Origin of the sequence: Streptococcus sp. CCUG 71758 (genome assembly GCF_011714815.1) — a bacterium.
GTDB classification, from domain to species: Bacteria; Bacillota; Bacilli; order Lactobacillales; family Streptococcaceae; genus Streptococcus; species Streptococcus halitosis.
Map to the genome: position 1 here is coordinate 26270 of NZ_RXXO01000002.1, position 21781 is coordinate 48050.

The 21781-nt window shown below is 38.6% G+C and carries 22 protein-coding genes; 16 read left to right on the forward strand and 6 right to left on the reverse strand.

Annotated features, from left to right (window positions below):
- Window positions 1–2 precede the first annotated feature (2 nt).
- Complete coding sequence (locus EKB01_RS03650; protein WP_000958793.1) at window positions 3–1625, reverse strand: ATP-binding cassette domain-containing protein; 1623 nt, start codon at window positions 1623–1625, stop codon at window positions 3–5.
- Between the two features lie 195 nt (window positions 1626–1820).
- Between EKB01_RS03650 and trpS the strand changes: the two genes are divergently transcribed.
- Together trpS and guaB are read left to right on the forward strand one after the other, a co-directional pair.
- The gene (gene trpS / locus EKB01_RS03655; protein ID WP_033584613.1) at window positions 1821–2849 is read left to right on the forward strand and encodes a tryptophan--tRNA ligase; all 1029 of its coding nucleotides are present in this window, start codon (window positions 1821–1823) and stop codon (window positions 2847–2849) included.
- Window positions 2850–3008: 159 nt separating this feature from the next.
- Entirely contained in the window at window positions 3009–4487 is a 1479-nt protein-coding gene (gene guaB, locus EKB01_RS03660; protein ID WP_033584615.1) for an IMP dehydrogenase, read from the forward strand.
- A gap of 55 nt (window positions 4488–4542) precedes the next feature.
- Here guaB and recF read toward each other — a convergent pair whose 3' ends face one another.
- Entirely contained in the window at window positions 4543–5634 is a 1092-nt protein-coding gene (gene recF, locus EKB01_RS03665) for a DNA replication/repair protein RecF (RefSeq protein ID WP_033584616.1), read from the reverse strand.
- Window positions 5635–5636: 2 nt separating this feature from the next.
- On the reverse strand, window positions 5637–6005 hold the full coding sequence (gene yaaA, locus EKB01_RS03670; protein WP_033584618.1) for a S4 domain-containing protein YaaA: 369 nt from the start codon (window positions 6003–6005) through the stop codon (window positions 5637–5639).
- Between the two features lie 160 nt (window positions 6006–6165).
- Between yaaA and EKB01_RS03675 the strand changes: the two genes are divergently transcribed.
- The 12 genes from EKB01_RS03675 to tsf all read left to right on the forward strand — a co-directional run bounded on the left by EKB01_RS03675 (window position 6166) and on the right by tsf (window position 17363).
- Window positions 6166–7416, forward strand: a complete 1251-nt coding sequence (locus EKB01_RS03675) for a pitrilysin family protein (protein ID WP_167265717.1) — start codon at window positions 6166–6168, stop codon at window positions 7414–7416.
- The gene (locus tag EKB01_RS03680; RefSeq protein WP_000170122.1) at window positions 7413–8696 is read left to right on the forward strand and encodes a pitrilysin family protein; all 1284 of its coding nucleotides are present in this window, start codon (window positions 7413–7415) and stop codon (window positions 8694–8696) included. Before EKB01_RS03675 ends, EKB01_RS03680 begins: the two co-directional genes overlap by 4 nt.
- A 35-nt stretch (window positions 8697–8731) precedes the next feature.
- Window positions 8732–9553 (forward strand): cytoskeleton protein RodZ, encoded by an 822-nt coding sequence (gene rodZ / locus EKB01_RS03685; protein WP_033584624.1) that lies wholly within the window; start codon window positions 8732–8734, stop codon window positions 9551–9553.
- Window positions 9554–9563: 10 nt separating this feature from the next.
- Entirely contained in the window at window positions 9564–10109 is a 546-nt protein-coding gene (gene pgsA / locus EKB01_RS03690; protein WP_000712151.1) for a CDP-diacylglycerol--glycerol-3-phosphate 3-phosphatidyltransferase, read from the forward strand.
- Complete coding sequence (locus EKB01_RS03695) at window positions 10106–10933, forward strand: energy-coupling factor ABC transporter ATP-binding protein (protein ID WP_033584626.1); 828 nt, start codon at window positions 10106–10108, stop codon at window positions 10931–10933. Before pgsA ends, EKB01_RS03695 begins: the two co-directional genes overlap by 4 nt.
- Window positions 10918–11757, forward strand: coding sequence for an energy-coupling factor transporter ATPase (locus EKB01_RS03700; RefSeq protein WP_033584628.1), 840 nt, complete (start codon window positions 10918–10920; stop codon window positions 11755–11757). The genes EKB01_RS03695 and EKB01_RS03700 overlap by 16 nt, the downstream gene beginning before the upstream one ends.
- Window positions 11750–12544, forward strand: coding sequence for an energy-coupling factor transporter transmembrane protein EcfT (locus tag EKB01_RS03705; RefSeq protein WP_033584631.1), 795 nt, complete (start codon window positions 11750–11752; stop codon window positions 12542–12544). Before EKB01_RS03700 ends, EKB01_RS03705 begins: the two co-directional genes overlap by 8 nt.
- 60 nt (window positions 12545–12604) lie before the next feature.
- Entirely contained in the window at window positions 12605–13420 is an 816-nt protein-coding gene (mreC, locus tag EKB01_RS03710; RefSeq protein ID WP_001078968.1) for a rod shape-determining protein MreC, read from the forward strand.
- 2 nt (window positions 13421–13422) lie between these two features.
- A complete protein-coding gene (mreD, locus tag EKB01_RS03715; RefSeq protein ID WP_001237922.1) occupies window positions 13423–13917 on the forward strand; it encodes a rod shape-determining protein MreD in 495 nt (164 codons plus the stop codon).
- Between the two features lie 93 nt (window positions 13918–14010).
- Window positions 14011–15240, forward strand: a complete 1230-nt coding sequence (locus EKB01_RS03720) for a CHAP domain-containing protein (RefSeq protein ID WP_000727001.1) — start codon at window positions 14011–14013, stop codon at window positions 15238–15240.
- A 224-nt stretch (window positions 15241–15464) separates the two neighbouring features.
- Window positions 15465–16244, forward strand: coding sequence for a 30S ribosomal protein S2 (gene rpsB / locus EKB01_RS03725; RefSeq protein WP_000268476.1), 780 nt, complete (start codon window positions 15465–15467; stop codon window positions 16242–16244).
- Window positions 16245–16322: 78 nt separating this feature from the next.
- Window positions 16323–17363, forward strand: coding sequence for a translation elongation factor Ts (tsf, locus tag EKB01_RS03730; RefSeq protein WP_000808088.1), 1041 nt, complete (start codon window positions 16323–16325; stop codon window positions 17361–17363).
- Between the two features lie 279 nt (window positions 17364–17642).
- On the opposite strand, the gene cysK is transcribed toward tsf, so the two are convergent.
- The 3 genes from cysK to EKB01_RS03745 all read right to left on the reverse strand — a co-directional run bounded on the left by cysK (window position 17643) and on the right by EKB01_RS03745 (window position 19760).
- Window positions 17643–18569 (reverse strand): cysteine synthase A, encoded by a 927-nt coding sequence (cysK, locus tag EKB01_RS03735; RefSeq protein ID WP_167265719.1) that lies wholly within the window; start codon window positions 18567–18569, stop codon window positions 17643–17645.
- 96 nt (window positions 18570–18665) lie between these two features.
- The gene (locus EKB01_RS03740; protein WP_049537937.1) at window positions 18666–19109 is read right to left on the reverse strand and encodes a PH domain-containing protein; all 444 of its coding nucleotides are present in this window, start codon (window positions 19107–19109) and stop codon (window positions 18666–18668) included.
- A gap of 15 nt (window positions 19110–19124) precedes the next feature.
- Window positions 19125–19760, reverse strand: a complete 636-nt coding sequence (locus tag EKB01_RS03745; protein WP_167265721.1) for a YigZ family protein — start codon at window positions 19758–19760, stop codon at window positions 19125–19127.
- Between the two features lie 56 nt (window positions 19761–19816).
- Here EKB01_RS03745 and EKB01_RS03750 point away from each other — a divergent pair, with 56 nt between their 5' ends.
- Together EKB01_RS03750 and EKB01_RS03755 are read left to right on the forward strand one after the other, a co-directional pair.
- Entirely contained in the window at window positions 19817–21115 is a 1299-nt protein-coding gene (locus EKB01_RS03750) for a DEAD/DEAH box helicase (protein ID WP_007520942.1), read from the forward strand.
- Window positions 21112–21774, forward strand: a complete 663-nt coding sequence (locus EKB01_RS03755; RefSeq protein ID WP_007520941.1) for a ComF family protein — start codon at window positions 21112–21114, stop codon at window positions 21772–21774. Before EKB01_RS03750 ends, EKB01_RS03755 begins: the two co-directional genes overlap by 4 nt.
- Window positions 21775–21781 lie beyond the last annotated feature (7 nt).

Below are 21781 nucleotides of genomic sequence, written 5' to 3' on the forward strand. Positions count from 1 at the left end.
ATTTAATCTTTCCAAAGTTCTTTAACTTTTGCTTGTACTTCTGCATTTTCTAGGAATTCATCGTAGGTTTCATCAATACGATCAATGACGCCATTCTTAGACAAAACAATGATATGGTTTGCCAAAGTTTGGATAAACTCGTGGTCATGACTAGCAAAGATGATTGATTCTTTAAAGTTTTTCAATCCATCGTTCAAGCTTGAGATAGATTCCAAGTCCAAGTGATTTGTTGGATCATCAAGTACAAGGACATTTGATTTCAAGAGCATGAGTTTTGAAAGCATGACACGTACTTTTTCTCCCCCTGACAAGACGTTTACAGGTTTGTTAACCTCATCACCAGAGAAGAGCATACGACCAAGGAAACCACGTAGGAAGGTATTGTCATCTTCTTCTTTACTTGCAAATTGACGCAACCAGTCAAGGATTGACTCTCCTCCTGCAAAATCAGCCGAGTTGTCTTTTGGCAAGTAAGAACGGCTAGTAGTAACTCCCCACTTGACAGTTCCTTCATAGTCGATGTCACCCATAATTGCACGAATTAATGCAGTCGTTTGGATGTCATTTTGTCCAATAAGAGCAGTCTTGTCACCTGGACGCAAGATGAAACTAATATTGTCTAGGATAGTTTCGCCATCAATCTTTACAGTTAAATTTTCTACTGTCAAGAGATCATTACCAATCTCACGTTCTGCTTTAAAGTTGATAAATGGATATTTACGACTAGATGGCACAATCTCTTCTAATTCAATCTTGTCAAGCATTTTTTTACGAGACGTTGCTTGTCTTGATTTAGAAGCATTAGCAGAGAATCGAGCAACGAATTCTTGCAATTGCTTAATTTTTTCTTCTGCCTTGGCATTACGGTCTGCTAGCAATTTAGCAGCAAGCTCAGAAGATTCCTTCCAGAAGTCGTAGTTTCCGACATAGAGTTTGATTTTTCCAAAGTCAAGGTCGGCCATATGAGTACACACTTTGTTTAAGAAGTGACGGTCGTGGGATACTACGATAACGGTGTTATCAAAGTCAATCAAGAAGTCTTCTAGCCAAGTAATAGATTGGATGTCCAACCCGTTGGTCGGCTCGTCCAAGAGAAGAACATCTGGTTTGCCAAAAAGTGCTTTGGCAAGGAGAACCTTCACTTTTTCACCATTGGCCAATTCGCTCATGTTTTGATAGTGCAATTCTTCTGGAATGTTTAGGTTTTGAAGTAGTTGAGACGCTTCACTTTCTGCTTCCCAACCTCCAAGTTCAGCAAATTCACCTTCGAGTTCGGCTGCACGAACACCATCTTCATCTGAAAAATCTTCCTTCATGTAAATGGCATCTTTTTCTTTCATGATGTTGTAAAGTTTTTCATTTCCCATAATGACGACATCAATAACTCGTTCATCTTCATAGTCAAAATGATTTTGACGGAGAACAGAGAGACGTTCATCTGGACCAAGAGAGATGTGACCAGTTGTTGGCTCGATATCACCAGCTAAGATTTTTAAGAATGTAGACTTCCCAGCACCATTAGCACCAATCAATCCGTATGTATTTCCTTCTGTAAATTTGATATTGACATCATCAAAAAGTTTGCGATCACTAAAACGTAGTGAAACATCAGATACTGTAAGCAATGTTTTTCTCCTATAATATGTAATATATTTATTCTACTAGAAAAGAGAGAAATATTCAAATTTTTGTTTGTCAATTTTATGTCAATTAAGTTTACAGGTCTATTTACAATGAGTTAGTTGTTTGATTTTAATAATTTTCTGTTATTTTAACAAAAAAATGCTATAATTGAAGAGACCATTTTGAAGGAGAAAAAAATGACGAAACCCATTATTTTAACAGGAGATCGCCCAACAGGAAAACTGCATATTGGACATTATGTTGGGAGTCTTAAAAATAGAGTATTACTGCAGGAAGAAGACAAGTATGAGATGTTTGTTTTTTTGGCGGACCAACAAGCATTGACAGATCACGCCAAAGATCCTCAAACGATTGTAGAATCAATTGGGAATGTTGCCTTGGATTATCTAGCAGTTGGATTGGATCCAAGTAAATCAACTATCTTTATTCAAAGTCAGATTCCAGAGTTAGCTGAACTGTCTATGTACTATATGAATTTGGTGTCACTAGCACGTTTAGAGCGCAATCCTACAGTGAAAACAGAGATCGCTCAGAAAGGGTTTGGAGAAAGTATTCCGACAGGATTTTTAGTTTATCCGATTGCGCAAGCAGCAGATATTACTGCCTTCAAGGCTAATTATGTTCCTGTTGGGACAGATCAGAAACCAATGATTGAGCAAACTCGCGAGATTGTTCGTTCCTTTAATCATGCTTATAATTGTGAGGTCTTGGTGGAGCCGGAAGGTATTTATCCAGAAAATGAGAGAGCAGGGCGTTTGCCTGGTTTAGATGGAAATGCTAAAATGTCTAAATCCCTTAATAATGGTATTTATCTAGCTGATGATGCAGATACTTTGCGTAAAAAAGTCATGAGTATGTATACTGATCCGGACCATATTCGAGTAGAGGATCCAGGTAAGATTGAAGGAAATATGGTTTTCCATTATCTAGATGTGTTTGGTCGTCCAGAAGATGCTCAAGAAATTGCGGATATGAAAGAACATTATCAACGTGGTGGTCTTGGTGATGTAAAGACGAAACGTTATCTACTTGAAATATTAGAACGCGAACTTGGTCCTATTCGTGAGCGCCGTATCGAATTTGCTAAGGATATGGGAGAAGTGTACAATATGCTTCAAAAAGGTAGTGAGAAAGCGCGTGAGGTTGCGGGGCAAACTCTATCTGAAGTTAAGGGAGCAATGGGACTAAATTATTTTAAATTATAGATAAAATATGAATCGTAAAACTATCTCTTCCATAGGATCACAGGGATAGTTTTTTTATGATTTCTACCATAAATATAATTGACAAATTTTCATAGAATGGTATGATAGATACAATACAAAAAGAGTCAAGCTCAAAAAGAAAGAAAAGAGGAAACTTCAATGTCTAATTGGGATACTAAATTTTTGAAAAAAGGTTTTACCTTTGATGATGTATTGCTCATTCCAGCAGAAAGTCATGTGTTGCCTAATGATGCAGATTTAACAACAAAATTGGCAGATAATCTGACTTTAAATATCCCAATTATAACAGCCGCCATGGATACAGTCACAGAAAGTCAAATGGCTATTGCCATTTCTCGTGCAGGTGGTCTTGGAGTAATCCATAAAAATATGTCTATTGCGCAACAGGCAGATGAAGTTCGCAAGGTAAAACGTTCTGAAAATGGTGTTATTATTGATCCATTCTTCTTGACTCCAGAACACACTATTGCTGAAGCAGATGAACTGATGGGACGTTACCGTATCAGTGGTGTTCCAGTTGTAGAGACACTTGAAAATCGTAAATTGGTTGGTATTCTAACAAACCGAGATCTTCGCTTTATTTCAGATTACAATCAGCCAATCTCAAACCACATGACCAGTGAAAATCTTGTTACTGCTCCTGTTGGTACAGATCTTGCAACAGCTGAGAGCATTCTTCAAGAACACCGTATTGAAAAACTTCCTTTAGTTGATGAAGAAGGTCGTCTTTCTGGCTTGATTACTATTAAAGACATTGAAAAAGTGATTGAATTTCCAAATGCTGCCAAAGATGAGTTTGGTCGTCTCTTAGTTGCAGGTGCAGTAGGTGTTACTTCAGATACATTTGAACGTGCCGAAGCCCTTTTTGAAGCAGGTGCTGACGCAATTGTTATTGATACTGCCCATGGTCACTCTGCTGGTGTTCTACGTAAAATTGCTGAAATTCGTGCTCACTTCCCAGACCGCACTTTGATTGCGGGTAATATTGCCACTGCAGAAGGTGCGCGTGCTCTTTACGAAGCAGGTGTAGATGTTGTCAAAGTTGGAATTGGACCAGGTTCTATCTGTACCACTCGTGTGATTGCAGGGGTTGGTGTACCACAAGTTACAGCAATCTATGATGCAGCAGCTGTTGCGCGTGAATATGGAAAAACGATCATTGCTGACGGTGGAATCAAGTATTCTGGAGATATTGTAAAAGCCCTTGCTGCAGGTGGAAATGCTGTTATGCTTGGATCAATGTTTGCTGGAACAGACGAAGCACCAGGTGAAACTGAAATCTTCCAAGGACGTAAATTCAAGACTTACCGTGGTATGGGATCAATCGCAGCAATGAAGAAAGGTTCAAGCGATCGTTACTTCCAAGGTTCTGTCAATGAAGCAAACAAACTTGTTCCAGAAGGAATTGAAGGTCGTGTTGCTTATAAAGGAGCGGTAGCTGATATTGTCTTCCAAATGATTGGTGGTATCCGCTCTGGTATGGGTTACTGTGGTGCAGCTAACCTTAAAGAACTACACGATAATGCTCAATTTATTGAAATGTCTGGTGCTGGTTTGAAAGAAAGCCACCCTCATGATGTACAAATTACTAATGAGGCACCAAATTATTCTATGTAAAAGAGATAAAAAGAACTCCCGTGAAAACAGGAGTTCTTTTACAATATTGTCAATTTTAGTTTACAGCAACTTTACCATCCTGAATAGTGAAGATACTTAGATTTTCTGGTAGGTTTTGAAGATGGTCTAAGCTTGTTGTTGTGATAAAGGTTTGGATTGACTGAGAAATCGTTTCTAATAATTTTAGTTGTCTAGTGTTGTCAAGCTCGCTCATAACATCGTCAAGCAATAATATCGGGGATTCTGTAGTAATACTTTCCATTAGTTCGATTTCTGCTAATTTTATAGACAGGACGAGACTACGATGTTGGCCTTGGCTTCCAAAACTAGCATCCATCCCATTTATATAAAAAGAAATATCATCTCGATGAGGACCAACACCAGTATTCTTTTTAAATAAATCTCTGGATCTACTTTTTTCTAAAGCGATTTCAAAAGAATTCGTTAGCTGTTCTTCATCAGTGAAGTTGACAGATGATTGATAAAATATTGACAACTCTTCTAATTGATTTGAAATTTCTAAGTGTTTTTTTTGACCAAATTTCTCTAACTCTTTAATGAATTTTATCCGATGCTTTATGACGCGACAACCGTATTCTACTAACTGATCATCTAAGACTGACAGAAATGTTTCGTCAATCTTTTGGCTGGATTTTAGGTAGGTATTTCTTTGTTTGAGTATATGGTTATAGTTTGATAGGTCTGACAAGTAGATTGGTTTAATTTGTCCCAGTTCAATGTCTATAAATTTTCGACGAACAGAGGGGGCCCCTTTAATTAACTGGAGATCTTCAGGTGCAAAGAGGACCACATTCATATGTCCGATGTAGTCTGAGAGGCGAGCTTGCTTTAAGTGATTGACTTTAGTCACACGCCCTTTTGGCGTTAAATCAATTTCTAGAGGAATAGAACCTGTTTTTTTCTGTAGCAAGCCAGAAAGATGGAGTTGCTCGTCATCAAAATGAATGAGATTTTTATCTGTCCGAGTCCGATGACTACGTGTCAAGGCCAAGAAATAGATTGCTTCTAGAATATTGGTTTTTCCTTGTGCATTTTGACCTAGAAAGATATTTAATTTTGGATTGAAATCAATTTTTGCCTCTTTATAGTTTCGAAAGGTTTTAATTGTTAAATGTTGGAGCCACATAGTTATCTTCCTGGAAAACGTGGAGCTTGTTTGGTCTTAGGTGATGAAGAAGTTTTTTGTTTTTCTTTCTTGACACCTTTATTCATCTCTTTGACAAGTTTAGCAATTCGCTCTTTCTCAATCTTGTCTGCTTGATATTCTTCTTGCTCTTTTAAACTTGGTTGTGTCAAGGTGATGTCAACCTTTAAATCAGGAATGTCAATTGTATCTCCAATACGGATTTTTTTCCCACGTCTACTTTCTAACTCACCATTAAAGTAAACTTGATGCTCTATTAAAAAGGCTTTGATAGCACCGCCGCTTTGTATAATTCCAAGCTCTTTTAGGAGGGCTTGGAGCGTGATAAATTCTTCAAATAATTTGTATTCCATAATTCACCTCAATCTTTGGTATTATACCATATTTTCATCGAAATAGCTGAAGGAAAGTCAGTTGAAATGAAAACGGTTTTACTCTTTAAAGCTATAAAGAGAACAAGAAAAATTTTGATTTTCGTGGTATAATAGAACTCTATATGTAAGGAGGTAAGGTATGGAATTGGTGCCTGGAATTTCAGCACATTTTGTTCAATCCAAAAAGTTTAAAACAAATAAAATTACTATTCGTTTTACTGCTCCCTTATCTCTTGAGACAATAGCAGGACGCATGTTAAGTGCAAGTATGTTGGAGACGGCAAATCAAGCTTACCCAACATCACAAGCATTTCGCAGATACTTGGCAAGTTTATATGGAACAGATATTTCTACAGGTGCTTATCGTAGGGGACAGGCACATATTCTTGATCTAACATTTACCTATGTGAGAGATGATTTTTTAAGTAAAAAGAATGTCTTGACTTCTCAAATTTTGGAATTGGTGAAACAGACTTTATTTTCCCCCTTAGTTCAAGATGGTGCTTTTGAGCCAGCCTTATTTAAAATTGAAAAAAAACAATTATTGGCTAGTTTAGCTACTGATATAGATGATTCATTTTATTTTGCTCATAAGGAGTTGGATAGCTTGTTCTTCCATGATGAGCGTCTTCAATTGAGATACAGTGATTTACGAAATAGCATTTCAAATGAGTCTCCGGAAAGTAGCTACACGTGCTTTCAAAATGCTCTGAAGAATGATTGTATTGATTTCTTTTTCTTAGGTGATTTCAACGAAGTAGAAATTACAGAATCACTGAAGTCATTACCCTTTACAGTTAGAGAGAACGGCGTCACTATCCAGTACCATCAATCTTATTCGAATGTTCTACGAGAAGGAATGTTTCAGAGGAATGTTGGGCAATCTATTTTGGAATTAGGCTATCATTCTCCTGTAGAATATGGTGATGATGAGCATTTGCCCATGCTTGTTATGAATGGTCTGTTGGGTGAATTCGCACATTCGAAACTCTTTACAAATGTTCGTGAAAATGCTGGAATAGCCTATTCAGTCTCTAGTCAATTGGATTTGTTTAGTGGTCTGTTAAGGATGTATGCGGGTATTGATAGAGAAAATCGAAATCAGGCTAGAAAAATGATGAATCATCAATTGCTAGATCTGAAAAAGGGTAACTTTACAGATTTTGAACTTGAACAAACCAAGGAGATGATTCGACGATCTTTGTTGATGGCTCAAGATAATCAACAGACCCTGGTTGAAAGAGCCTATTTGAATGCTCTATTGGGGAAATCAAGCTTTGATATTGATCGATTGGTGGCAAAATTAGAGAGTGTTGATAAAGAAGCTGTATGTAAAGTTGCCAACAGTTTGAAGTTACAAGCGATTTACTTTATGGAAGGAGTAGAATGACAAAGGTTACTTTTGAAGAAAAATACTATCCTGCTGTAAAGGAAACAGTCTACAAAACACAATTGTCAAATGGATTGACAGTTTCTTTACTCCATAAGCAAGATTTCAATGAGGTTTATGGGATTGTAACGGTTCAATTTGGTTCTGTAGATGCAACTTATACAAGCTTGGAAAAAGGTTTACGTCATCATCCAGCAGGAATTGCACATTTTCTTGAACATAAATTGTTTGAAAGAGAAAATTCTGAGGATATGATGGCAGCTTTTACTCGATTAGGTGCGGACAGTAATGCCTTTACAAGCTTTACTAAGACCAGCTATCTTTTTTCAACAATTGACCATCTATTAGAGAATTTAGATATGCTAAATGAGTTAGTCGGAGATGTTCATTTTACAGAAGAGTCTGTTTTGAGGGAACAGGCTATTATCCAGCAAGAACGAGAGATGTACCAAGACGATCCAGACTCACGTTTATTTTTTGCAACATTAGCCAACCTTTATCCTGATACTCCTTTAGCAACAGATATTGTTGGAAGTGAAAAATCAATTTCTGAGATTCAGGTTTCAAATTTAAAAGAGAACTTTACAGAGTTTTACAAACCTGTCAACATGTCATTGTTTTTAGCTGGAAATATTGATGTAAAAGTTGTAGAGGAATACTTTTCGAAAAAGGAAAAGAAGACTTTAGAACAGTTTACAGTTACAAAAGAGAAACTACCCTTGCAGCCTGTGAAGCAAACAGATAGTCTTCGGATGGAAGTTTCTTCACCCAAACTTGCTGTTGCGATTAGAGGTAATGGGCAAATAACAGAAGCTGAGTCTTATCGTTACAATATTTTATTGAAAATACTATTTACGATGATGTTTGGCTGGACCTCAGATCGTTTTCAAAGGTTATATGAGTCTGGGAAGTTAGATGCGTCATTGTCACTTGAGGTTGAAGTCAACAGTCGCTTTCATTTTGTGATATTGACAATGGATACCAAAGAGCCTGTTTCTCTGTCGCATCAATTTCGGAAAGCGATTCGTCAGTTTAGTAGTGATACGGATATTACAGAGGAACATTTAGATCTTGTTAAGAGTGAGATGTTTGGGGAGTTTTTCAGTAGCATGAACTCCTTGGAATTTATTGCAACTCAATACGATCCGATGGATCGCGGAGAAACAATTTTTGATTTTCCAAAAATTTTACAGGAAATTACTTTGGAAGATGTTCTAGAAGCTGGACATCGTTTGATTGATGATGGTGATTTAGTTGATTTTACCATCTTTCCAGCTTAAAAGATGACTAATACTAGAAAGAAGGAATGATACGTATGAGAAAAAAAACAATTGGCGAGGTTCTACGTTTAGCTAGAATTAACCAGGGATTGAGTTTGGAAGAATTACAGGAAAAAACTGAAATTCAGTTGCATTTTCTAGAGGCCATGGAGGCTGATGATTTCGATTTACTTCCTAGTACCTTCTACGCTCGTTCTTTTTTAAGAAAATATGCCTGGGCAGTAGAGTTGGATGAGAGAATTGTTTTGGACGCCTATGATTCAGGTAGTATGATCACTTATGAAGAGGTTGATGTTGATGAAGAAGACTTGTCTGGTCGCAGACGATCAAATAAGAAAAAAACGTCTTATCTTCCTTTGTTTTATTTCGTTCTATTTGCTTTGTCGATTTTAATTTTTGTGACTTACTATGTTTGGAACTACATCCAAACTCAGCCAAGTCCTTCTTCAGCTAATTATAGCGTTGTGAACTCAACTAGTTCAACAACCTCATCTAGTTCATCTTCTAGTAGTCAGACGTCTAGCTCGTCTTCTACTACGGAATCAACTATTACAGTGTCAGGCGAAGGAAACCGCATTGAAGCTCTCTATAAAACGAGTAAGGAAACAGCTACTGTTCAGCTGGCAGTTTCAGATACGACTAGCTGGGTTAGTGTTTCGGGAAGTGAGTTGGAAGGTGGTGTGACACTATCCGCAGACAATAAGAATGCAAAAACAACAGTTTCAACGAAAGATTCTGTAACTATTACTTTGGGTGTGGTAAAGGGAGTTACTGTGACTGTGGACAATCAAACGATTGATACTTCGAAGCTGACAACTCAGACTGGAACTGTGACACTTACATTTACTACAGATTAAGGAAAAATCAATGAAAAAAGAACAAATTCCTAATGTATTAACTATTGGTAGAATTCTCTTTATACCTCTCTTTATTCTTATTTTGACTTTGGGCCATTCACAAGGCAGTCATTTGCTAGCAGCGATCATCTTTGCAGTTGCTAGTATAACGGATTATCTCGATGGCTACCTTGCTCGTAAATGGAATGTAGTCAGCAATTTTGGAAAATTTGCTGATCCGATGGCCGATAAGCTGTTGGTTATGTCAGCTTTCATCATGTTGATTGAGTTAGGTATGGCTCCAGCTTGGGTTGTTGCTATTATCGTCTGTCGTGAACTTGCGGTGACAGGCTTACGCTTGTTGCTTGTTGAGACTGGAGGGACAGTTCTAGCAGCAGCGATGCCAGGGAAAATCAAGACCTTTAGTCAGATGTTTGCCATTATCTTTTTGCTCTTACATTGGAATTTAATTGGTCAACTGTTGCTTTATATCGCTTTGTTTTTCACTATCTACTCTGGCTATGATTATTTTAAGGGTAGCGCTCATGTATTCAAAGGGACATTTGGTTCGAAATGAAATCGATTATTGAAGTAAAAAATCTGTCTTTTCGTTACAAGGAAGACCAGGAACATTATGACGTTAATAATGTCTCGTTTCACGTGAAACGGGGAGAATGGCTTTCGATTGTAGGTCATAATGGGAGTGGGAAATCGACAACTATCCGTTTGCTTGATGGCTTGCTTGAAGCAGAGTCTGGGGAAATCTGGATAGATGGGCAGTTGTTGTCCTCTGAGAATGTTTGGGACTTACGCCGTCAAATTGGTATGGTTTTTCAAAATCCAGATAACCAATTTGTGGGGGCAACTGTTGAAGATGATGTCGCCTTTGGCTTAGAAAATCAGGGACTTCCTCGTGAAGAAATGAAGAGGAGAGTGTCTGAATCTTTGGAGTTGGTAGGGATGCTGGACTTTAAGAAGAGAGAACCAGCTCGTTTATCTGGTGGACAAAAACAACGGGTGGCTATTGCAGGAGTTGTTGCCCTGAGGCCAGCTATTTTAATTCTGGATGAGGCTACAAGTATGTTGGATCCCGAGGGCCGCAGAGAACTGATTCAGACAGTTCAAGAGATCCGAAAAGACCACCAGATGACAGTCGTCTCCATTACACATGACTTGGAAGAAGTTGCGATGAGTGACCGTGTCTTGGTCATGAAAAAAGGCCAAGTGGAGTCAACCAGCAGCCCAAGAGAACTTTTTTCTCGGGATGACCTTGACCAGATAGGGTTAGATGAGCCTTTTACTAATCAATTGAGAGGATCTTTGAGAGAGGCTGGCTATCAGTTGCCGGATAGCTATTTGACAGAAGGAGAGCTAGAGGACAAGCTATGGGAATTACTCTAGAAAATGTGAGCTTTACTTATCAAGAGGGGACTCCCCTATCTTCATCAGCCTTGACTGATGTTTCTTTGACGATTGAGGATGGTTCCTATACAGCTTTAGTAGGGCACACAGGTAGTGGGAAATCAACGATTTTACAGCTTTTAAATGGCCTATTGGTACCAAGTAAGGGTTCTGTTCGAGTTTTCGATACCGTCATTACCCCTACATCAACAAATAAAGAAATTCGTCAGATTCGAAAGCAAGTTGGTCTAGTGTTTCAATTTGCTGAAAATCAGATTTTCGAAGAGACTGTTTTGAAAGATGTTGCATTTGGACCGCAAAATTTTGGAGTTTCTGAGGAAGAGGCCAAGAAAATTGCGCGTGAAAAGTTAGCCTTGGTAGGCATTGATGAGTCACTTTTTGAGCGCAGTCCTTTTGAACTTTCGGGTGGCCAGATGAGACGTGTGGCTATAGCAGGTATGCTAGCCATGGAGCCAACTGTCCTGGTTTTGGATGAGCCAACAGCAGGGCTAGATCCTCTGGGCAGAAAAGAATTGATGACCTTGTTTAAAAAACTCCACCTTTCTGGAATGACAATCGTTCTGGTAACGCATTTGATGGATGACGTAGCTACGTATGCTGATCAGGTCTATGTTATGGAAAAGGGGCGTTTAGTCAAAAGTGGTAAACCGAGCGAAGTTTTCCAAGATGTAGCCTCTATGGAAAAAGTACAGTTAGGTGTGCCTAAAATAACAGCCTTTTGTAAACGTTTGGCAGATAGGGGTGTAGCTTTTAAAAAACTGCCAATCAAGATAGAGGAGTTTAAGGAGTCGCTAAATGGATAGTATGATTTTAGGGCGTTATATACCGGGGGATTCCATCATTCATCGTTTGGATCCACGTAGTAAATTGCTTGCCATGATTCTGCTGATTTTGATTGTATTTTGGGCCAATAATCCTCTCACCAATCTCATTTTGTTTATAGCGACAGGTATATTTATCGCTTTGTCAGGCGTTTCCCTCTCATTTTTCATTCAGGGATTAAAATCCATGTTCTTCTTGATTGCTTTTACGACTCTTTTTCAGCTCTTTTTCATTTCAAGTGGAAATGTCCTATTTGAGTTTTCTTTTATAAGAATAACGGATTATGCTTTGCAACAAGCGGGAATCATTTTCTGTCGTTTTGTGTTAATTATTTTCTTTTCAACCTTGCTAACCTTAACGACCATGCCTTTGAGTCTGGCAGCCGCAGTTGAAGCTCTTTTAGCACCGCTGAAACGCGTGAAAGTTCCCGTTCATGAAATTGGTCTGATGTTATCAATGAGTTTGCGTTTTGTTCCAACTTTGATGGATGACACGACGAGAATTATGAATGCTCAAAAAGCTCGTGGAGTTGATTTTGGCGAGGGAAGCATCGTTCAAAAAGTAAAGGCTATGATTCCAATTTTAATTCCTCTTTTTGCGACGAGCTTAAAGCGTGCAGATTCATTGGCAATAGCCATGGAAGCGCGTGGTTATCAGGGAGGAAAGGGTAGAAGTCAGTATAGACAATTGAGATGGAGTCAAAAGGATACACTGGCAATTCTTGTGATTTTGGTACTGGGATGTTTCTTATTTTTCTTAAAATCTTAGCAGGTTTGTAGGATTGATAAGAAGCTCACTGTAGCAGATTTTTAGTATAAAGGTAGGAATATGAACCGTTTTAAAAAATCAAAATATCTAATCATCGTTTTTGTCACAGTTCTGGCAGTTTCTGTACTATTAGTGACAACCTATTCAAGCGCTATCGTGACAAAACTAGGAGATGGGATTTCCTTAGTAGATAGAATTGTCCAAAAACCCTTTCAGTGGTTTGATACTTTCAAATCAGATTTGGGACATTTGACGCAGACTTACAATGAAAACGAAAGCTTAAAAAAGCAACTCTACAAACTAGAAGTGGAGTCTAATCAATCAGAAAGTTTAAAAAATGAAAATGAACAACTACGTCAGTTGCTGGATATGAAGTCAAAATTGCAGGCTACAAAAAACTTAGCAGCAGATGTGATTACGCGCTCACCGGTATTTTGGAAGCAAGAGTTAACGATAGATGCAGGAAGTTCAAAGGGTGCTTCTGAAAATATGTTGGCCATTGCAAACGGGGGCTTGATTGGCAGTGTTTCAAAAGTGGAGGATCATTCAACAACGATCAACCTATTGACAAACACCGAAAATTCAGACAAAATTTCCGTTAAAATCTTGCATGGTTCTACTGAAATTTACGGAATTATCGTTGGTTATGACAAAGAAACCGAACTTCTTAAAATTAGTCAATTAAACAGTAACAACGACATTAGTGCCGGAGATAGGGTGACTACAGGGGGGCTTGGAAACTTTAATGTTAAGGATATTCCTGTTGGAGAGGTTGTTGCTACAACTCATAGCAGTGATTATCTAACACGAGAGGTAACAGTAAAGTTAAGTGCTGATACTAAAGATCTTCATGTGGTAGAGTTAGTGGGGAATTAGCAATGAGACTGTTAAAACAAGTTGGTATTTTCTTTTTACTTCCTTTTCTTGTGCTAATTGATGCACATATTGGTCAATTAGTAGAATCCTTTTATCCACATTTTCACTTAGCAAGTCATTTCCTGTTTTTATTTCTCTTGTTTGAGACAATTGAGGTATCAGAATACTTCTATTTAGCTTATTGCTGTATAGCAGGTTTGGTGTACGATATCTATTTTTTCCACTTGATAGGAATTGCGACACTTTTATTTATCTTGATAGGTGCCTCACTTCACAAGTTTAATAGTGTAACTTTGTTGAACCGTTGGACGAGAATGTTAACAATAGTTGTGATGAGCTTCCTATTTGATATGGGTAGTTATCTTCTGGCCCTTGCTATGGGACTGACAGTAGAATCAATGCCAGTTTTCATTGTTTACAGCCTTGTCCCATCAATGATTTTAAACTTTTTATGGATGCTTATTTTCCAATATATTTTTGAAAAATATTATCTATAAGAAAGAAATAAAAATGTAACAAAGGCGTAATATTTATTATGTCTTTTTTTGGTATACTAGTAATGTCTTAAATAGAAGGAGTATCTACACAATATGAAGAAAAAAATCTTAGCGTCACTTTTATTAAGTACAGTATTAGTGTCTCAAGTGGCAGTGTTAACAACTGTTCACGCTGAAACAACTGATGAAAAAATTGCTGCTCAAGATAGTAAGATTAGTGACTTGACAGCTCAACAAAAAGAAGCTCAACAACAGGTAGATGAAATCCAAACGCAAGTTACAGCCATTCAAACACAGCAAGCAAACTTACAAGCTGAAAATGAAACACTACAAGCGGAATCTAAAAAACTCGAAGGAGAAATTACAGAGCTCTCTAAGAATATTGTTGCTCGTAATGAATCTTTGGAAAAACAAGCACGTAGCGCACAAACAAACGGTGCTGCAACTAGCTATATCAACACAATTGTAAATTCAAAATCAATTACAGAAGCTATTTCCCGTGTTGCGGCTATGAGCGAGATTGTATCGGCTAACAACAAAATGTTAGAGCAACAAAAAGCTGATAAAAAATCAATTTCAGAAAAACAAGTCGCAAATAATGAAGCAATCAATACTGTCATTGCGAACCAACAAACGCTTGCTGACGATGCACAGACATTGACAACAAAACAGGCGGAGTTAAAAGTTGCTGAGTTGAACCTTGCTGCAGAGAAAGCTACTGCAGAAGGTGAGAAAGCTACCTTGTTGGAACAAAAAGCAGCAGCAGAGGCAGAAGCGAAAGCAGCAGCTGAAGCAGAGGCAGCTTATAAAGCACGTCAAACAAGTCAACAACAATCAGTTGTTGCTTCTGGAAACACAAGTTTCTCAGCTCAAGTGCAAGCAACATCTACATCAACGTCAGCATCAGCATCTGATGACGAGGACTCAAGCTACACTCCAGCACCTACACCTACTCCAACTCCTACTAGACAACGTCCAACATACAGTACAAATGCTTCAAGTTATCCAACTGGTGAATGTACTTGGGGAGCTAAAACATTAGCACCTTGGGCTGGAGATTACTGGGGTAACGGAGCACAGTGGGCTACAAGTGCAGCAGCTGCAGGTTTCCGTACTGGTTCTCAACCACAAGTTGGTGCGATTGCATGTTGGAATGATGGTGGCTATGGACACGTAGCGGTTGTTACAGCAGTTGATTCAACTACTCGTATTCAAGTATCAGAATCAAACTATGGTGGAGATCGTACAATCGGTAACAAACGTGGATGGTTCAACCCAACTACAACATCTGAAGGTTATGTTACTTACATTTATCCAAACTAATGAATGAAACGAAGAGGCTCGATTTGAGCCTCTTTTATTATTTTTAATCGAGAGCAAGATCGAAATCTATCAAAATCACTTGAAAATATCGCTAAAATGTGGTAGAATGAAACTTGTCGTGTAAACGATAATACTCATTCTTGATGAATTGTGAAACTGTTGCCCTCGGGTCGTTTTGCAAGTTGAAATCAAGAAGAGGAAAAAAACAAAAAGGAGAAATACTCATGGCAGTAATTTCAATGAAACAACTTCTTGAGGCTGGTGTACACTTTGGTCACCAAACTCGTCGCTGGAACCCTAAGATGGCTAAGTACATCTTCACTGAACGTAACGGAATCCACGTTATCGACTTGCAACAAACTGTAAAATACGCTGACCAAGCATACGACTTCATGCGTGATGCTGCGGCTAACGATGCAGTTGTATTGTTTGTTGGTACTAAGAAACAAGCTGCTGATGCTGTTAAGGAAGAAGCAGAACGTTCAGGTCAATACTACATCAACCACCGTTGGTTGGGTGGAACTCTTACGAACTGGGGAACTATCCAAAAACGTATTGCTCGTTTGAAAGAAATCAAACGCATGGAAGAAGAAGGAATCTTTGATGTTCTTCCTAAGAAAGAAGTTGCACTTCTTAACAAACAACGTGCACGTCTTGAAAAATTCTTGGGTGGTATCGAAGACATGCCTCGTATCCCAGATGTAATGTACGTAGTTGACCCACATAAAGAACAAATCGCTGTTAAAGAAGCTAAAAAATTGGGAATCCCAGTTGTAGCGATGGTTGACACAAACACTGATCCAGACGATATCGATGTAATCATCCCAGCTAACGATGACGCTATCCGCGCGGTTAAATTGATCACAGCTAAATTGGCTGACGCTATCATCGAAGGACGTCAAGGTGAAGATGCAGCAGCAGTTGAAGCAGAATTTGAAGCTTCAGAAGCTCAAGCTGACTCAATCGAAGAAATCGTTGAAGTTGTAGAAGGCGACAACGCTTAATTCAAATAAGTAATCATTACCTAGGAGGGCGGGGCTTAGCCCGGCTCTCCTATTTTTAAAAAATATAGGAGAATCAAAATGGCAGAAATTACAGCTAAACTTGTTAAAGAGTTGCGTGAAAAATCTGGTGCTGGTGTTATGGACGCTAAGAAAGCATTGGTTGAAGTTGAAGGTGATATCGAAAAAGCAATCGAATTGCTTCGTGAAAAAGGTATGGCTAAGGCAGCTAAGAAAGCTGACCGTGTTGCAGCTGAAGGTTTGACTGGTGTATTTGTTAACGGTAACGTTGCAGCAGTAGTTGAAGTAAATGCTGAAACTGACTTCGTTGCGAAAAACGCTCAATTCGTTGAGTTGGTAAATGCAACAGCTAAAGTAATTGCTGAAGGTAAACCAGCGAACAACGAAGAAGCACTTGCTTTGACAATGCCTTCAGGTGAAACTCTTGAAGCAGCCTATGTATCTGCAACAGCTACAATCGGTGAAAAAATCTCATTCCGTCGTTTTGCTTTGCTTGAAAAAACAGATGCGCAACACTTTGGAGCATACCAACACAATGGTGGTCGAATTGGTGTTATCTCTGTTATTGAAGGTGGAGACGAAGCGCTTGCTAAACAAATCTCAATGCACATTGCTGCGATGAAACCAACAGTTCTTTCTTACAAAGAATTGGATGAGCAGTTCGTTAAAGATGAGTTGGCACAATTGAACCACGTGATTGACCAAGATAATGATAGCCGTGCAATGGTTGGTAAACCAGCTCTTCCACACTTGAAATATGGATCAAAAGCTCAATTGACTGATGAAGTGATTGCTCAAGCTGAAGAAGATATCAAAGCTGAATTGGTTGCAGAAGGCAAACCGGAAAAAATCTGGGATAAAATCATCCCAGGTAAAATGGATCGCTTCATGCTTGACAACACTAAAGTTGACCAAGCATACACACTTCTTGCACAAGTATACATCATGGATGACAGCAAGACGGTTGAAGCCTACCTTGATTCAGTTAACGCTTCAGTAGTTGAGTTCGCTCGCTTTGAAGTTGGTGAAGGTATCGAAAAAGCTGCAAATGATTTTGAAGCTGAAGTTGCAGCTACAATGGCAGCAGCCTTGAATAACTAAAGAATCTGAAACAAAATAGTTCTCAGCCACAAAAAAGCTAGAGGTTTCCAATTGAGGAACTCTAGCTTTTTAATTTTGACTCCTTCTCTTATTGTATTTTAAGAGGTTATTGGCCATGAGTATGAATCCCATGTTAATTCTCACTTGACGCTTACCTCTCAGATTACATCTCGTGTAACCCCAGCAAGCCTTTATCTGCCCCAAAACTTTGTTTTAGAGAATAGGCTCTATATGAGTATATAAAAAGCCCTTTAATAAGGGCTAAGTGCATTTAGGAGACTACACTTCAAATTCGTAGAGTGCTGTAGACAAATAACGTTCGCCGTTATCTGGTGCTAAAGCAAGAACTTTCTTCTCTGTACCTAATTTCTTAGCAACCTCAATTGCCCCGTAAATCGCTGCAGCTGAAGAAATTCCAACAAGGAAGCCTTCTTTTCCGCCAATCTCACGACCAAGTGCAAGAGCATCATCTGAGGTTACACGGACAATACCGTCATAGGCCTTTGTATCGAGTGTTTCAGGAATAAATCCAGCTGAGATACCTTGAATTTTGTGAGGTCCTGGTTTTTCACCAGACAAAATCGCAGATTCATCAGCTTCAACTGCAAAAACTTGAATGTTAGAATTTGCTGCTTTAAGTGCATGAGAAACGCCTGAGATTGTTCCACCAGTACCGACACCACCCACAAAGGCATCTAGTCCATCAGAACCGAAAGCAGCTAGTATTTCAGCTCCTGTTGTTCTTTCGTGTACTTCAGGATTAGCTGGGTTATTAAACTGGAGCGGAAGGAATCCGTCACGTTCAGCAGCGATTTCCTGAGCTTTGGCAATTGCTCCTTTCATTCCTTCGCTACCAGGAGTAAGGACGAGTTCAGCACCATAGGCTTGGATAATCTTACGTCGTTCCACACTCATCGTTTCAGGCATGACGATAACAACTTTATATCCTTTAGCAGCACCAACCCAAGAAAGTCCGATTCCAGTATTCCCACTTGTTGCTTCAACAATAGTAGCACCGGGTTTTAGAATACCATCTTGTTCAGCCTTTTCAATCATGCTAAGGGCAATACGGTCTTTTACTGACGATCCAGGGTTAAAAGCTTCAAGTTTTACATAAACATCTGCGGCACCTTCTGGAACGATATTGTTGAGTTTAACAATTGGTGTTTGTCCGATTAGTTCAGTGATATTGTTATAAATAGTCATAGATATACCTCTTTATATAAGATGATACTAGTATAACGTGCTCTCGGCTATTTGTAAAATATAGAAATCCTATCAAAGTGATAGGATTTTTTTATATCAAAGGTCTAAGCCATTAATTTTCAAGCGATTGTGATAAGCTAATTCTAATAAATATGTATAAAGTGGAACAATATCCGTTTTCTTAGGGAATTCAAATTTATGAGCACTAAAATGCTCATTATGTGCTTTTAGAAAGACATTCTCTAAATAAGTGATCGTAATCTCACTATCGTCTATACCTGCTCCAGCAGTTTCCATTTCAACGTTAACAATATTCATCAAAAAGATTGATTTAACAGACATCTTACGACCAGTAGCGCCTTGTTTATCTGTAAAGATGATACGGATATTTGTAAAGATAATAGAATCGCGGATAAGTTTATATCCACTTTGAATTTCTTCGTTCTCTAGTAGATATTGACCATATTCTTTGATAAGAGTATCTTTATTTTGCTCGCTAAAGTTACCAGCAAGTCCTTGAATAAATTTCCCAAACGCCATGTATTTCTCCTTTGTTTACACTAAGTTTACAGGAATTTCAACTTCTCGTAAACCTTGATCTGTTAAAGTAACCTTTCCATTAAAAAACTCTACAAGAGCAGACTTGATATTTTCTTTCTCTTCCTTATCAACATAAATCATTGTATCAACTTGATCTGTAAAGTTTGTATCCAGCTCCATGAGATGATGTTCTTTAAGAAAATTGCCATATTCTTGATACTGAGCGTAAGACATCTGAAGGGCTATGCCAGCCTGTTCTTTGATTTCAATAATGCCAATTTCTTTGACAGCCAAGGCTACACTTCCTGCGTAAGCACGAATCAAACCTCCAGCGCCTAACTTAATTCCACCAAAGTAACGAGTAACTACTACGCAGACATTGGTAAGATTATGATTTTCTAAGACGCCAAGCATAGGGACTCCAGCAGTACCACTAGGTTCGCCATCATCACTCGTACGCTTGATCTCACTGCGTTCCCCTACAATAAAAGCAGAGCAGTTATGGGTGGCTTTGTAGTGTTCTTTTTTGATAGCAGTGATAAAGTCACGAGCTTCTTCTTCACTATAGACACGCTTGGCATGACAGATAAAGCGTGATTTTTTGATTTCTTCTTGGACCTGCCCATCCTCTTTAATTGTTCTAAATTCCATGATTTAATTGTACTAAAAAATTACCTAAAGCGCTATATTTTTACGAATATTAAAGTATGAAAGTAAATCCAAATTATCTCGGTCGCTTGTTTACTGAGAAAGAATTAACGGAAGAAGAACGACAGGAAGCAGTGAGACTGCCAGCAATGAGAAAAGAGAAGGGGAAACTGTTTTGTCAACGTTGTAATAGTTTGATTCTAGAAGAATGGTATTTGCCTATCGGCGCTTACTATTGTAGGGAGTGTTTACTGATGAAGAGAGTCAGGAGTGATCAAGCTTTATACTATTTTCCTCAAGAGGATTTTCCTAAGCAAGACGTCCTCAAATGGCGTGGTCAGTTAACACCTTTTCAAGAAAAAGTGTCAGAGGGACTGCTTCAGGCGGTAGACAAGCAAGAGCCAACCTTGGTTCACGCTGTGACAGGAGCTGGAAAGACAGAGATGATTTATCAAGTTGTGGCTAAAGTGATTGATGATGGTGGTGCAGTTTGTTTGGCCAGTCCTCGAATTGATGTGTGTTTAGAACTGTATAAGCGACTGCAGAATGACTTTGCTTGCGATATAGCGCTACTCCATGGCGAATCAGAGCCCTATTTTCGAACTCCCTTAGTAGTTGCAACAACTCATCAGTTATTAAAATTTTATCATGCTTTTGATTTGTTGATAGTGGATGAGGTAGATGCCTTTCCTTATGTTGACAACACTATGCTTTACTATGCTGTAAAGAATAGTGTAAAGGAGGATGGATTGAGGATATTCCTTACGGCAACTTCTACAGATGAGTTAGATAGGAAGGTTCGCACAGGGGAATTAAAACGATTAAGCTTGCCAAGACGGTTTCATGGAAATCCATTGATTATTCCAAAGCCAGTTTGGTTATCAGACTTTAATCGCTGTTTAGAGAAAAATCAATTGTCAACCAAGTTAAAGACTTATATTGAGAAACAGAGAAGAACAGGTTATCCCTTACTGATTTTTGCATCAGAGATTAAGAAAGGCGAAAAACTAAAAGAAATCTTGAAGGAGCAGTACCCGAATGAGAATATCGGCTTTGTGTCTTCTGTGACAGAAGACCGATTAGAGCAGGTGCAAGCTTTTCGAGATGGAGAACTAACAATACTGATCAGTACGACAATCTTGGAACGCGGGGTTACCTTCCCTTGTGTGGATGTTTTCGTAGTAGAAGCTAATCATCGACTCTTTACCAAGTCTAGCTTGATTCAGATTGGAGGGCGAGTTGGACGCAGTATGGACAGACCAACTGGTGAGTTGCTCTTCTTTCATGATGGATTAAATGCTTCCATCAAAAAGGCAATCAAGGAAATCAAGAATATGAATAAGGAGGCAGGGTTATGAACTGTTTATTATGTGGCCAGACTACAAAGAGTGAGCTGACATTTAGCAGTCTCTTCCTTTTGAAGGATGATTGCAGTTATCTTTGCTCAGCTTGTGCTTCTAGTTTTGAGAGGATTGGTGAGAATTATTGCCCAAACTGTATGAAAACAGGCATGTCAACTAAGTGTCAAGATTGTAAACTTTGGTGTAAAGAAGGAATTCAGGTTGATCATAAGGCAATCTTTACCTATAATCAAGCTATGAAAGACTTTTTCAGTCGATATAAGTTTGATGGTGATTTTTTGCTTAGAAAAGTTTTTGCTTCCGTTCTTGCTGAGGAACTGAAAAAGTATAGAGGTTATCAATTTGTTATCATTCCCCTAAGTCCTGAAAGATTGCTTGAGAGGGGGTTTAACCAAGTCGAGGGTTTGGTTGAGGCAGCAGGCTTTTCTTTTAAAGATATACTAGGAAAAAGAGAAGAGAGTGCTAGTTCTTCTAAAAGCCGTTTAGAAAGGTTGGCTACTGAAATTCCATTTTTTATTAAAGATGGAATCTCACTTCCTAAGAAGATTTTGCTGATTGATGACATCTATACAACAGGGGCAACTGTGAATCGTGTGAAACGACTTTTGGCAGAAGCAGGTGCTTTGGAAGTTAAAACTTTTTCCCTTGTAAGATGAGGAAAAA

Bases quoted from the DNA above. Each gene is read 5' to 3' on its own strand.
- EKB01_RS03755 (WP_007520941.1), top strand. From the start codon at position 21,112: ATGAACTGTTTATTATGTGGCCAGACTACAAAGAGTGAGCTGACATTT.
- tsf (WP_000808088.1), top strand. From the start codon at position 16,323: ATGGCAGAAATTACAGCTAAACTTGTTAAAGAGTTGCGTGAAAAATCT.
- EKB01_RS03695 (WP_033584626.1), top strand. From the start codon at position 10,106: ATGAAATCGATTATTGAAGTAAAAAATCTGTCTTTTCGTTACAAGGAA.
- mreC (WP_001078968.1), top strand. From the start codon at position 12,605: ATGAACCGTTTTAAAAAATCAAAATATCTAATCATCGTTTTTGTCACA.
- guaB (WP_033584615.1), top strand. From the start codon at position 3,009: ATGTCTAATTGGGATACTAAATTTTTGAAAAAAGGTTTTACCTTTGAT.
- EKB01_RS03745 (WP_167265721.1), bottom strand. From the start codon at position 19,760: ATGGAATTTAGAACAATTAAAGAGGATGGGCAGGTCCAAGAAGAAATC.
- trpS (WP_033584613.1), top strand. From the start codon at position 1,821: ATGACGAAACCCATTATTTTAACAGGAGATCGCCCAACAGGAAAACTG.
- yaaA (WP_033584618.1), bottom strand. From the start codon at position 6,005: ATGGAATACAAATTATTTGAAGAATTTATCACGCTCCAAGCCCTCCTA.
- EKB01_RS03740 (WP_049537937.1), bottom strand. From the start codon at position 19,109: ATGGCGTTTGGGAAATTTATTCAAGGACTTGCTGGTAACTTTAGCGAG.
- EKB01_RS03720 (WP_000727001.1), top strand. From the start codon at position 14,011: ATGAAGAAAAAAATCTTAGCGTCACTTTTATTAAGTACAGTATTAGTG.
- EKB01_RS03700 (WP_033584628.1), top strand. From the start codon at position 10,918: ATGGGAATTACTCTAGAAAATGTGAGCTTTACTTATCAAGAGGGGACT.
- EKB01_RS03705 (WP_033584631.1), top strand. From the start codon at position 11,750: ATGGATAGTATGATTTTAGGGCGTTATATACCGGGGGATTCCATCATT.
- recF (WP_033584616.1), bottom strand. From the start codon at position 5,634: ATGTGGCTCCAACATTTAACAATTAAAACCTTTCGAAACTATAAAGAG.
- EKB01_RS03750 (WP_007520942.1), top strand. From the start codon at position 19,817: ATGAAAGTAAATCCAAATTATCTCGGTCGCTTGTTTACTGAGAAAGAA.
- cysK (WP_167265719.1), bottom strand. From the start codon at position 18,569: ATGACTATTTATAACAATATCACTGAACTAATCGGACAAACACCAATT.
- EKB01_RS03675 (WP_167265717.1), top strand. From the start codon at position 6,166: ATGGAATTGGTGCCTGGAATTTCAGCACATTTTGTTCAATCCAAAAAG.
- mreD (WP_001237922.1), top strand. From the start codon at position 13,423: ATGAGACTGTTAAAACAAGTTGGTATTTTCTTTTTACTTCCTTTTCTT.
- pgsA (WP_000712151.1), top strand. From the start codon at position 9,564: ATGAAAAAAGAACAAATTCCTAATGTATTAACTATTGGTAGAATTCTC.
- EKB01_RS03680 (WP_000170122.1), top strand. From the start codon at position 7,413: ATGACAAAGGTTACTTTTGAAGAAAAATACTATCCTGCTGTAAAGGAA.
- rpsB (WP_000268476.1), top strand. From the start codon at position 15,465: ATGGCAGTAATTTCAATGAAACAACTTCTTGAGGCTGGTGTACACTTT.
- rodZ (WP_033584624.1), top strand. From the start codon at position 8,732: ATGAGAAAAAAAACAATTGGCGAGGTTCTACGTTTAGCTAGAATTAAC.